The organism is Ectobacillus sp. (assembly GCF_056992975.1).
Genome location: NZ_JBXKMX010000092.1, coordinates 1 through 12,953, shown reverse-complemented (window position 1 = coordinate 12,953; position 12,953 = coordinate 1). Strand labels below are relative to the sequence as shown.

General features: G+C 37.6%; 11 protein-coding genes and 1 riboswitch. Of the genes, 7 read left to right on the top strand and 4 right to left on the bottom strand.

All coding sequences use genetic code 11. The annotated features are described in order from the left end of the window. Positions 1-53: 53 nt before the first annotated feature. The gene (locus AC11ZT_RS04585; protein WP_484058475.1) at positions 54-923 is read left to right on the top strand and encodes a transglutaminase family protein; all 870 of its coding nucleotides are present in this window, start codon (positions 54-56) and stop codon (positions 921-923) included. A gap of 69 nt (positions 924-992) precedes the next feature. Here the strand turns inward: AC11ZT_RS04585 and AC11ZT_RS04580 are convergent, their stop codons facing one another. Continuing rightward, the gene (locus AC11ZT_RS04580) at positions 993-1,871 is read right to left on the bottom strand and encodes a LysR family transcriptional regulator (protein ID WP_484058474.1); all 879 of its coding nucleotides are present in this window, start codon (positions 1,869-1,871) and stop codon (positions 993-995) included. Positions 1,872-2,001: 130 nt separating this feature from the next. Here AC11ZT_RS04580 and AC11ZT_RS04575 point away from each other — a divergent pair, with 130 nt between their 5' ends. Further along, positions 2,002-3,207, top strand: a complete 1,206-nt coding sequence (locus AC11ZT_RS04575; protein ID WP_484058473.1) for an MFS transporter — start codon at positions 2,002-2,004, stop codon at positions 3,205-3,207. Between the two features lie 30 nt (positions 3,208-3,237). On the opposite strand, the gene AC11ZT_RS04570 is transcribed toward AC11ZT_RS04575, so the two are convergent. Both AC11ZT_RS04570 and AC11ZT_RS04565 read right to left on the bottom strand, forming a co-directional pair. Beyond that, positions 3,238-4,599 carry a DUF711 family protein gene (locus AC11ZT_RS04570; RefSeq protein ID WP_484058472.1) on the bottom strand — a complete coding sequence of 454 codons (1,362 nt, stop codon included), beginning with the start codon at positions 4,597-4,599 and terminating at the stop codon, positions 3,238-3,240. A 64-nt stretch (positions 4,600-4,663) separates the two neighbouring features. Beyond that, positions 4,664-4,939, bottom strand: coding sequence for an ACT domain-containing protein (locus tag AC11ZT_RS04565; protein WP_484058471.1), 276 nt, complete (start codon positions 4,937-4,939; stop codon positions 4,664-4,666). Positions 4,940-5,071: 132 nt separating this feature from the next. Beyond that, positions 5,072-5,148: riboswitch (glycine riboswitch) on the bottom strand. A 196-nt stretch (positions 5,149-5,344) separates the two neighbouring features. Between AC11ZT_RS04565 and AC11ZT_RS04560 the strand changes: the two genes are divergently transcribed. Next, a complete protein-coding gene (locus AC11ZT_RS04560; RefSeq protein WP_484058470.1) occupies positions 5,345-5,701 on the top strand; it encodes a hypothetical protein in 357 nt (118 codons plus the stop codon). 44 nt (positions 5,702-5,745) lie between these two features. Here the strand turns inward: AC11ZT_RS04560 and AC11ZT_RS04555 are convergent, their stop codons facing one another. Next, positions 5,746-6,192, bottom strand: coding sequence for a hypothetical protein (locus AC11ZT_RS04555; protein ID WP_484058469.1), 447 nt, complete (start codon positions 6,190-6,192; stop codon positions 5,746-5,748). A 238-nt stretch (positions 6,193-6,430) separates the two neighbouring features. On the opposite strand from AC11ZT_RS04555, the gene AC11ZT_RS04550 reads away from it, so the two are divergent. The 4 genes from AC11ZT_RS04550 to recQ all read left to right on the top strand — a co-directional run. Continuing rightward, on the top strand, positions 6,431-10,666 hold the full coding sequence (locus AC11ZT_RS04550) for a cation-translocating P-type ATPase (RefSeq protein ID WP_484058468.1): 4,236 nt from the start codon (positions 6,431-6,433) through the stop codon (positions 10,664-10,666). Positions 10,667-10,758: 92 nt separating this feature from the next. Next, complete coding sequence (locus AC11ZT_RS04545; RefSeq protein WP_484058467.1) at positions 10,759-11,031, top strand: DUF5132 domain-containing protein; 273 nt, start codon at positions 10,759-10,761, stop codon at positions 11,029-11,031. Between the two features lie 25 nt (positions 11,032-11,056). Beyond that, the gene (locus AC11ZT_RS04540) at positions 11,057-11,293 is read left to right on the top strand and encodes a hypothetical protein (RefSeq protein ID WP_484058466.1); all 237 of its coding nucleotides are present in this window, start codon (positions 11,057-11,059) and stop codon (positions 11,291-11,293) included. Between the two features lie 122 nt (positions 11,294-11,415). Continuing rightward, positions 11,416-12,953 (top strand): DNA helicase RecQ (recQ, locus tag AC11ZT_RS04535; protein ID WP_484058465.1); only part of this gene is annotated, 1,538 nt, incomplete at its 3' end.

Here is a 12,953-nt window from a genome sequence, read left to right as displayed (position 1 = left end):
GAAATTGGATCCGTTATTTCAAAAGCATTTTTTCAAGAGGAGGTTTCAAGAGTATGAAGCTCGAAATATCTCATTTGACTCGATATTTATACGAGGAACCTGTCATCAAGAGTGTCAATGAGATTCGCCTGACACCTAAAACCAATCACAGACAATCCTGTTATCATCATTCCATAGTCATGGAACCAGCGGTGTCCACATTTTCATACGATGTTTTTTTCAATAATCATGTTTATTCTTTTTCTATCTACGAACCTCATAAAGAAATCGAAATTAAAGCTCATTCAATTGTTGTAACGCATGAAATCGAAAGAACGGAATCACAAATCATTCCATTTAGAGAAGAATTGAAGGTACTTCGAAGTGAAGAATTTCAAAATGATTATGCGGAATATTTAACTACGACCAATTATATATCTCTTACACCTGCTATAGTAAATTTTGCCGAAGAAATACGTAATTCTAAACCACTGACAAGTATACATGAATTACTTGAACAGATTTCTGCTATGATTTATTCTTATTTTACATATGATCCACAGGTAACTCATGTGTATACTACTGTGACAGATTTTTTGACAATGAAAAGAGGGGTATGTCAAGACTATGCCCATTTAATGATAGCAATTTGTAAATATCTTCACATTCCCGCAAGGTATGTCAGTGGGTATCATTATGTAAGTGATTTACAAGGAGGACTAGCTGATTTTACACAAGCATCTCATGCATGGGTAGAAGCATTTGTTCCTAGTATTGGATGGGTAGGGTTTGATCCTACAAATAATGGAAATATCAATGAACGCTATGTGAAATTAGGACACGGAAGAGATTATAGCGATATTGTCCCAATGAAGGGAATTTATCGTGGGACGGATAGGCAAAATCTTGAAGTTATCGTTGATGTAAGAAAAATAGAAGATTAATTTTATAGAATATGGATTGTTATAAAGAGACTCTTTTACTTTGGGAGAGTCTCTTTATATTTTTGTTACTTACTTATTAAAATAATCAATTACAAACGATTTAAATTTTCGTGTAGCAGGAGATAGGTAATGATCAGATAAGGTTGCGATTGCAATGGAACGATTACATGAATAATCATCAATTGGTAAAAGTTTCATCTTCGATTCATCTAATTCCTTTGTCTTTGGCAATACAGCAATTCCTAGTCCAACTGCTATAAAGCCAGCAATCGTGGGAACTTCTTCCCCCTCAAATGTAATGGTAGGCTTCAATTGAAGGTGCGTACACATTTGATCAAAAATATAACGTAATCCGTATCCCTTTTTAAAAGAAATAAAATCTTCATTTTCTAAGGTACTGATAGAAACACTTGATTGGTTAGCTAGATAGTGATTACGAGGGACCACAAGATACAACGGTTCTGTTGTCAAGGTTACCCATTCAATATTCTCCCTTGGCACGGGAGGGGAGGTTAAACAAAGATCAACCAATCCCTTCTCAACTTTCTCTAATAAATAATTGTTGGCACCTTCAAATAATAGAAACGTAACATTAGGATAGATTTTTTTATAATCGACAATGAGCTGAGGAATCAAATTCGCTCCTAGTGTATGTAAGAATGCAACAGATATTTCTCCTCCATCTGGTGAAATGACTTCCTGAATTTCTTCGATTCCTTCACGAATTCGCGCCTGCGCTTGTTGTGCTTTTTCCAAAAATATTGTTCCATAACGAGTTAAGGTAATCGTTCTCCCATCTCGAATAAATAAGGGAATTCCTAATTCTTGCTCAAGCTTGATAATGGATCGACTTAAAGCCGGCTGTGAAATCATTTGTTTTTTGGCCGCTTTTGTAAAATGCTTTAGTTCCGCTACGGCAATAAAATTTTCGAGTTGGTGCCATTCCATATAAGTTCACCTACTATCTTCTTTATAACAAATACGCATCATATTAATGCAAATTATAAATTAGACGCATGGAAAAGAAAAGAGTAACATAGATACCACAAAGTTAGATTGGAAATAGAGGAGAAGTTATATGACATATTTTGAAAGAGGGAGTAAGGAATATAAAAACGCATGTATTTCATTATTTCTAGCTGGATTTGTATCATTCGCAACCTTATATGCAACACAACCTATTCTACCAATTTTCGCAATAGAATTTCATATTTCTGCAACAGCTGCAAGCTTAACATTATCTTTATCTACAGTTGCTCTTGCTGTTGGAATGCTTTTTGCAGCACCGTTAGCAGATGCAATTGGTCAAAAGCAAATTATGATTTTATCCATGATTGTTACATCTGTTCTAGGTTTTTTCACTGCATGTAGTCCAAATTATGGTACACTTATTGTTCTTCGGGGTATTCTAGGTCTTGCTGTGGCAGGTGTTCCGGCTATTGCAATGGCCTATACAAGTGAAGAATTTCATCCAGGTGGAATCGGAAAGATAATGGGTCTTTATATAGCTGGAACCAGTATTGGAGGAATGGTTGGTAGAATCGTGACCGGAATCCTGACTGATTTATATTCATGGCGGGTTGCACTTGCTATACTTGGACTCATCACAATAGTAATGAGTCTCTTATTTTGGAAACTACTTCCTTCTCCTGCAAATCATAAGAAACAATCGTTTCAGTGGAAGCCTGCATTAGATGCTTATCGGGTTCATTTGGATAATAAATTATTAATTCCATTACTATGTATGGGATTCGTATTAATGGGAAGCTATGTTACATTATATAACTACGTGGGATTTATGCTCATGGAGCCTCCTTATAATTTAAGCCAAACACTCATTGGCTTTTTGTTTCTTGTGAATGTAGGGGGGGCATATAGTTCTATGTACATGGGAAAGAAAGCCGATCAATACGGTCGTTCAATTACGTTAAAAGTATCATTGTGCATTATGATTTGCGGAGCACTCCTGACATTGATTCCTAATTTTATAATTAAATTATTCGGGATAACGATCTTCACGTTCGGATTCTTTGGGAGCCACTCCATTGCTAGCTCATGGGTAGGGGCTAGAGCGGAATTAAATAAATCACAAGCTTCTTCTTTATATCTATTGCTATATTACATTGGATCTAGTTTAGTTGGTTCGCTTGGAGGAGTCTTCTGGACAAATTACAAATGGATAGGAGTTATATCGCTGATCGTATGTTTATTATTGATTGGATATCCCCTAATCTTTGCTTCTCAAAAAAAATATCAAACATCTACGAGTCTTGAGCATAACTAAGAAAAGCAAAGGCTTCTGCCTTTGCTTTTCTTAGTTGATTAATGATTGTAGAGGAGCTGGAATCCTTCCTCCTCGTTGAATAAGTTTCGCAGAGCTGAATGGATTTATGCCCATAACAGGAGCACGTCCAAGAAGTCCGCCGAATTCCACCATTTCGCCTTCTTTCTTACCTGGAACCGGGATAACACGAACGGCTGTGGTTTTTTTGTTTATCATCCCAATTGCAGCTTCATCTGCTATCATTGCAGATAGGGTAGAAGGGGAGACATCACCTGTTATCGCAATCATATCAAGTCCTACGGAACAGACACAAGTCATCGCTTCTAGTTTAGACAACGTTAAAGATTGATCAATAATTCCACGAATCATCCCGTTATCTTCACTAACTGGAATAAAAGCACCGCTTAATCCGCCGACGTAAGAGCTTGCCATTGCACCACCCTTTTTGACTGCATCATTCATAAGAGCAAGAGCCGCTATCGTTCCGTGAGTCCCTACACGTTCAAGTCCGATTTCTTCTAATATTTCAGCGACACTATCGTTTATAGCATTTGTAGGTGCTAGAGATAAATCCATAATTCCAAATGGTACATCAAGTCTTTTTGCTACAACTCGTCCGATCAATTCTCCAGCACGAGTAATTTTAAAAGCTGTTTTTTTGATGATATCAGCTACTTCGCCAAGATCCGCATCTGGGTATCGTTTTAATGCATGTAAAACGACTCCTGGACCACTTACCCCAACGTTCAATACAACTTCTCCCTCCCCAGCACCGTGGAATGCACCTGCCATAAAGGGATTATCTTCAACCGGATTACAAAAAACAACGAGCTTTGCGCAAGCAATTCCATTTTCATCTTTGGTACGCTCAGCAGCTTCCTTTATGATTTCGCCTACTTTACGAACTGCGTCCATATTGATTCCTGTTCGAGTAGTAGCGACTGAAATAGATGAGCATACGCGCTGTGTTACACTTAATGCTTCTGGGAGTGCATCAAGCAACGTTTGGTCACCTTTTGTAATTCCCTTATGTACAAGTGCTGAAAATCCTCCTATAAAGTCAACACCTAGTTCGGTTGCAGCCCTGTCAAGTGTTTTTGCTAGTTCTACAGTTTGTTGCACGGTTGCATTTCCTAGTATTTCAGCAATTGGGGTAATGGAAATTCGCTTGTTAATAATTGGTATACCATACTCCCGTTCAACTTCCTCAGCAACTGTTTTTAATTCACTTGCATAAGTGGTTATTTTTTGATAAATACGGGTATTCATCTTGTTAAAGTCAGAATCTGCACAATCACGTAAGCTAATTCCCATTGTAACAGTCCGTATATCTAAATTCTCCATTTGAACCATTTGGATTGTTTCTAGCATTTCATCAAGTGCAATAGCCATATGTTTCTCTCCTCTGTTGTATCAAGTGTAAGGGTAGTTGCTCTTACACTATCTGAGATATACGTTACACGCGGTGCATGGCGTGAAAGATTTCTTCAAGTTGAATGTTGATTTTTAATCCCATATTTTCACTAATCCTGTCAAATTGATTTTGCAGCGTTGCTAAATCTTCAAGGGTCGATACATCTACAATCATCATCATTGTGAAAAAATCCTGTAATATGGTCTGACTAATATCTAAAATATTTACATGATTCTCTGCTAACACATGAGTCACCTTACTAATAATTCCAACCTGATCTTTGCCAATTACGCTAACTACTGCTCTTCTGTGTGTCACTATGTTCACCTCTTTATGTTGGTAGAAATCTGTGTTGATTTGTTATTCAACCATGCATGGAAAATGAAAATAAAAAAGATTGGAGTTTCCTCCAATCTCAGATAAGTAAAAAGAATACCGAAAAGCTTGATCGGTTACTCTTCTGTCCTTTTGCCTGAGATTGTGAATCCTTCGGCGCTGCAGTATGCAGTCTCTCCAGAAGCTGCTCCTGTTATAGTATTACCCATAACGATCATCGCGGCAAATTCTAAATATTACATCGATTTTATCAACTTTTTCAGGGCTGGTCAATACAAGAACATGCAGCCTATGGTTTACACTGTAGACCGCATAAAAAAGAAGCATATTTCATAAAGGGTTCGTTCATCTTAATAGTATAGACTATTTAAAAGGGAGGATAATGTAATGTTTAACGAAGCTTCCATATGGACAGGTGTTATCACGGGTGGAATTTCACAAATTCAAGATACGAAAGCTGTGTCAGAGGGACAAATCAGTAAGCAAAAATATGCAGCGTACACTTCAAAAAATGTAATTGGTTCCATAGGAACAATGGCAGGTATTGAATATGGAGCTATACTAGGTTCATCCATTTTCCCAGGAGTAGGTACCATTATTGGATCGATTATCGGAGGTATGGTTGGTGATGGAATTGGCTCGTTTGTAGGATGGCAAACAGGAAAAGTTCTTTTTAATAGAAGTGAAAACGAAACGGAAGAAATATCTACCATACAGAAACAATTTATTGGAACCGAATCCTAAATAAAGAAGAGAGCACTTGGAAAGGCTCTCTCTTTTTCATGTAATTAATGTAGTTGATTTTCAATTTCATTTAATTTTTCTTTGATTTTATCATTGTCCAGCACATTATAAGCATGTAATTCAGCTTGATTTTGCTCAGTTTGTAGATCTCGTTCTTTGCTTGCTCCTAAGTCACTAAAAGCGGCCTTTGTCTTTTGAACGATTGTGTCGATACCATCTTTCATTGCTTGTCCAGTATCCTGTACGCTTTTTGTTAGATTAGGGAGGTTTCTATCATCTTGTTTTAATTTTGCATCTTCTACAATAGAGCCTATCTGTTTTACAGCACCAGTAGTAGCTTCCTTCATTTGGGTTCCGAGTGCAAGAACGGTTCCTGCTCCTTTAACAAGAAGTTTTCTAGTACCGCGTCTTGCCTCTGGTGATAGTACAAGTAATAAGGTAGCTGACGTTAAAATAAGACCAACTGGATTATTAAATAATCGTTTTAACATAGGGAAATCTCACCTTTCTCTTTATATTTAAGTTAATCGTTTCCTAAATTGTTGTAATTCATACAAGCAATATTGTATGAATGTTTTTCTGTATATCTAAGAAGCTTATTGTTCATACTACGATGTATGAATTAAGTTCGAGTGTAGCAATCGTTATATTGTTTGTATCATTGTCATAAGCTAGGGAGTTAAATAACAAGATATTACGAAAAAATTTCTAGTAGAAGGAGAATGTTCCATGCAGGATACATTATATAAAACGGATCCCAAGTCTGTCTTGCCTGGGAGAATTCGAACACAAGTATACGGATTAAGAGATAATCATTATGTAAAGGAGAAATTCGAAGCTATTTTTTCAACTATTGACGGTGTAGTGTTTGCTTCAGCAAATGTAATAACAGGTAATATTTTGCTTATATATGATGAGGGTCAATTACCTTTTGCCATTATTAATCTCTATCTACACAAGTTTGAAGACGTTCTTTTTCAAAAATGTATACAGGCAATGTCAGTAGAAGAAACACATATGCAAAAGAACGCCTTTGCGGAAATAGCTGCAAGTGTTGACAGTAATCATAGTTCTAACGTAGCTTGGCTTGGGCGTTATGCAAAAGAGCCTAGTTTAAGCGACGACGGAAGTATAAATTCTACCGATGATCGGGAGAAAGTCCCGTTACCACTCGCTTTATCAATAGGTGGATTGGGAGTATTGGGGATAAAACAACTGCTTTTCGGACGATCTAGTTTTGCTAGGCATCCGTTTCCTTTTTATATAAGTGGAATACTTGCAATTGGAACTGGATATCCATTTATTAAACAGGGCCTGCAAGCATTACAGAAACGAAAAGGGATACCTGTAGATTTTATCTTAGGTGTAAGTGCCCTAACACTGGCTTTAGTAAGAGAAAATCTAGTCGTACTTGCTGGTTTAAGTATGTTGCAGTATATAAATTGGAAACGACAAAAAAGTTTAGATGAGGATGTAATTGATCAAACGTATGTAGCTCCTGAAATAGAACGCTATAGTCGATTAATGAACGTAGCTGGTTTTAGTGCTGCGGTTGTTAGTTTCGCAATAACGCGTAATCCGTTAACTGCATTTGCAATCTTACTTGCTGCCAATCCTCGTCCTATTACCATTTCAACTGAATATACTTGGAAGCAAGCTGAGCAGATAGTGCGAGAGGAAAATCTATTTGTTCCACTAAATGGCTCGTTTCACCAACTAGCGAGAGTGAAACAGGTCGTATTTGATGATGCTGCTATAGTAGTTGAAAACAATACAATTCGATCTGATTATATTGAAACCTTGAATCAACTTAGAGATAACGGCGTATCCATTTCATTTTTACGAAATTCAATAAATGTAAATCTTCAAAACGTAGATCAAACTAGCTATCAACTTTCTATTATAGAAGAGGCTCAGTCATTTCCAAAGAAAAGAGAAGAAGTGTTGTTTGTTCTAAACCAAATGATAAATCGAAGTGATGCGATTGTATCACATTATCCTTCTGTTACTGTTTCGCAATTCTCTTCTGTATGCCATACTCTTATGTTAGCAAAACAAGTAAGCAAACGGGTTGATATGTATGGTAGGACGACCAAAGTTTGGAATGTTGTTGGTTCTATTCTTGCCGCATCTTGTATCGTACAAGCACCTTTACTTGCATTGGTCGGAGATGCTTTAAGTTTAGTATTTATGTCCCGCTCCCAACGCTGGTCTGAAAACAACTTACGACGAAACGTTCCCTCTATTCCTCCTATTTCAGAAAATAGTGAGAAAGAAATAAAATGGCATGCAATGGATGGAGAACAAGTACTAGCATTTTTCAAAAGTAATACAAGCCTTGGTTTATCTCAAGAAAAAATAAAGGTTGCCTATGAAAAGTACGGAAAAAATGAACTCCGCCGTAAGGCTAAGCCTCATTGGATCTATGGCTATCTGGGACAATTCAAAGAATTTACTACCGTTATATTAGGTACGACCGCCTTGCTTAGTATAGTGAGTGGACATTTTTTTGATGGTATTATTATGGGATCCATTCTTCTCTTTAATGCAGGCATAAGTACGATGCAAGAAAGAAAAGCAGAGCAGGCCGTGGATACGTTAACTAAGTTTGTTCCGCCTGCTTGCCTCGTTATACGAGAAGGAGCCAAACAAGAAATCGAGGCAGCTCAGTTGTTACCTGGCGACATTATTTTATTAGAAGCAGGAGACCGCGTACCTGCAGATATTCGAATACTAGAAAATTGGAATGTAGAAGTTAATGAATCGTCATTAACAGGAGAATCGTTACCTATAACAAAAGATTCTGCATCAATCGGGGAACAGACCGCGTTAGGTGATCGAAGTAATTTATTATATTTAGGTACTCATATTACACGTGGGAAATTAAAAGGTATAGTTGTTGAAACAGGGAATCGTACTGAAATGGGACATGTGTTAACCATGTTAACGGAAGAAAAAAAGGAAGAGACACCACTTCAAAAACAAATTACTTCCATTAGTAAAACATTTATGAAAGTTGCTTTAGTTGCGGGTGGCTTTGTCTTTATTGCTGGGCTTCTAAGAGGAATGCCGATTGGTCAGCTGGGTGTTACATCGGTAGCCCTCACTGCTTCTGCTATTCCGGAGGGCTTGCCTGTTACCATCACCATTGCATTAACAGCTGGAATTCTTCGCATGGCAAAGAAAAATACGGTTGTTCGCAAGCTTTCATCTCTTGAAACGTTAGGAAGAATTACAGTAGTTTGCTCAGATAAAACTGGCACGTTAACTAAAAATGAAATGACGGTAAAAAAAGTTGCAACTGTTCACTCCATTTATGATGTGACAGGTACAGGATATTGTCCTGAAGGGAAAATATGTAATAGTAAAGGGGAAGAACATGAGTGTGAAGAATTAAATCAACTCCTTATGATAGGAATGTTATGTAATAACTCGAAACTCGAAAAGCAGGATAATGATTGGAAAATAATTGGCGATCCAACGGAAGGAGCCATCTTGACATTAGCTGGAAAAAGAGCGAAGTGGTTACACGATCATCTACATTGGAAGCGTGTTCACGAAGTGCCGTTTGATTCAAAAGATAGAAAAATGAGCGTTGTTTGTACAGAAGATAAGAACGAGCAAGAGACGTGCTACCTCATGACAAAAGGGTCGATTGAAAAAGTGTTGGAGCGATGTTCAACTTTTCAAAAAAATGGGAAGATATACCCATTAACAGAGGAAATTCAAACTGAAATTTTAAAGCAAAACGATGAGTTTGCTGAGCAAGCCTTGCGTGTATTAGCGTTTGCTTACCGCCCATTAAATGAAAAGCCATTAGACGGCTGCTACGATGGTTACGATGAAGACTTAATTTATGTCGGAATGATAGGGATGATGGATCCTCCAAAAGATGATGTAGGGCTGAGTGTAAAGGAATGTATTAATCTTGGAATCAAACCCATCATGATAACGGGTGATCATCCTAAGACGGCATTAGCTATAGCCAAAAATATAGGAATATGGAATGAATCCCAAACAATTATGACAGGCGCTGAATTAGATGAATTATCCGATGAGGAATTGCTCCAGAACATAAATAATGTCGCAATTTTCGCCAGAGTTTCTCCAGAGCATAAGCTGAAAATTATCGCCACATTACAAGAGGCAGGTCAGATTGTAGCTATGACCGGGGATGGTGTCAATGATTCACCCGCGATTAGGCAGGCAGATGTCGGCATTGCAATGGGAGTATCGGGAACTCAAGTTACGAAAGAGGCCGCTGATGTTATTTTAAAAAATGACGGCTTTAATTCCATTATTGACGGAGTAAAAGAAGGAAGAAGTATCATAGGTAATATTAGAAACGCACTTGGTTGCTTACTAAGTGGGAACTTAGCAGAAATCATTGTGACAAGTACAGCGGTCATTGCTGGATTGCCTTTACCAATTATACCCGTTCAAATTCTGTTAATGAATTTATTAACAGATGCACTGCCAGCAATGGTATTAGCCATCAATCCCGGAAATCAAAGCGCACAAATAAAAAGACAAGGCATCGCAGATAAAGAGCTATATTCGCAAGTTATAGCAAGAGGGATCTTATTAGGTGCTGGATCAATCGGATTGTTTGTGACAAGCTTAGCTGCTGGATTGCCGTTAGCTGTAGCTCAAACGACTGCGTTTTCAGCTTTAGTTGCTGGTCAATTGGTACAAACCTTCTCATGGAGACAAGCTAGTTTTAAAGAATGGTCAAAAGATAAATTCTTGATAGGTGCGCTTGGTATATCAGGAATATCACTTTTAGCAGCCATTTATATTCCGACGTTATCATCTGTGTTTCAAACGGCTGCATTGCCGATTAGGGCGTGGATTCCGATTTTTGTCATAGCTAGCGGCGCAGCAATTATTGCAAAGCCTGTTACAAGGATGTTGAAACACCGTCAACCTACTATGCTGACAAGTCCAAGTTTGACGGCAGCTTAATGCTACTCTTATTAATTCAAATGGTGGCAGTGCTCCATCATTCGTTAGCCTGCCGAATGATGGACGTTAGCCATACTGATTGGAGGTTACATATGCTACAAAAATATGCACAACGCATCATTATTGGTTCTGCCTTACTCATTGCAGCATCAGCTGTTATTCCCATTGCGAAAAAAGCATTGCGACCTTTAGCGAGAGATTTATCAAAGCAAACGAAGTATTGGATTGTATCTGCAAAAGAAGGTATGGAGGATATGGTGGCAGAGGTAAAATTCGAACGTATTAAAAAGAAATTAGACAAACAAACTGCTATCGAGTGTGAAGCAGAAATTGAACCGAGTTGTGACGAGCGAATGTATCAATAGACAGGAATAATGGAGGAGAAGTAAGATGGAAAATCGAGACGAACAAATTATTGATCAATTAAAGAAGGCACTAATCCATTTGGAGGAGGCAATCCATCTTACGATTCAAACGATAAAGGAAATTCCAGCATCTAAGAAAGTAGTGGGTGTCATTTGGGAAGAATTTTTGATTACATTTTCATCTAAAGTAAAGGAAAATGGAAAAGCTAACAATGTAAATTTACTCAGCCTCATTTCCTTCTCAAAATTATGGAAGTTATAATTATGATTCTATTCAAACTAGAAGAGACACTTCATGTATCATAAGTGAAGTGCCTTTTTTATGTAAGGGACAGCCACTTCATTCTATATGCTATAATACAAGTAGAATGGAGGGAATAGTGCGTGTCTACAAAAGCTAGTAGTTATTTACGACAATACTTCGGATATGAATCATTCCGCGTAGGTCAAGAACAGATTATTGAACGTGTGTTGGCTGGGGAAAATACAGCAGGGATTATGCCAACAGGTGGCGGGAAATCAATTTGTTATCAAATACCTGCTCTTTTACTTCCTGGCATAACCCTCGTTATATCACCGCTTATTTCATTAATGAAAGATCAAGTAGATAGTTTAGAACAAGTTGGCATACCAGCAACCTATTTAAATAGTACGTTAACATTTGAAAATGCCAAAGAGCGTATGCATCGTATGCAGCATGGTGATTATAAAATCTTATATATAGCCCCAGAACGATTGGAATCTCCTTCATTCATGGAAGAACTCCAAAAGCTTTCAATCTCGCTAATTGCTGTGGATGAAGCCCATTGTATTTCACAATGGGGACATGACTTTCGTCCAAGTTACGTAAAAATCCAAACGTTTCTACAACAATTTTCTAACAAACCTACCGTTCTTGCCTTGACTGCAACAGCTACACCTGAAGTAAGAGAAGATATTTGTCAATTGTTAAATATACCGTCAGAGCATACAGTAATTACAGGATTTGAAAGGGAAAATTTATCCTTCAAAATTGTAAAAGGACAAAATCGTATCAAGTATGTAACAGATTATGTAAAGAAGAATAAAACAGAAGCTGGAATTATATATGCTGCCACAAGAAAAGAAGTAAATCATGTTTATGAATATCTGGAAAAACAGGGGATACAAGTAGGAAAATATCATGCAGGAATGACAGACGTTGCACGCATTGCATCGCAGGAAGCGTTTTTACAAGATGATATAACCGTTATGGTAGCAACCAATGCATTTGGTATGGGAATTGATAAATCCAATGTACGGTATGTTATTCATTATCAAATGCCGAAAAATATGGAAAGCTATTATCAAGAAGCAGGACGAGCTGGGCGTGATGGTCTGGACAGTGAATGTGTTTTGTTATATGGGGCACAGGATATACAGCTTCAACGATTTTTAATTGAACAATCCCACAATGAGGAACGTAAAGAACAGGATTTAAACAAGTTACAGTTGATGAAAGACTATTGCTATACGGAGGGATGCTTACAAGCATATATTTTACAATATTTCGGTGAATCGGACGTATCTCCATGTGGTAGGTGTAGCAATTGTACAGATACGCGTAGTTCCATTGATGTAACGACAGAAGCACAAATGATACTATCTTGTATGATACGGATGGGAGAACGATTTGGAAAAACTGTGATTAGCCAGGTACTAGCAGGTTCTGCAAATAAAAAAGTACGGGAACTGGGATTTGATAATCTCTCTACATACGGAATACTCAAACAGAAATCAACGAAAGACATTATGGACTTTGTTGATTTTCTAACATCTGAACAATATATAGGTATTACAGGAAGTCAATTTCCCGTCTTGTATGTGACAAACAAAGGGAAGGAAGTACTGCTTGGTAAGCAAAACGTAATGAGAAAACAACAGATGATGGTTTCGCAAGTAGC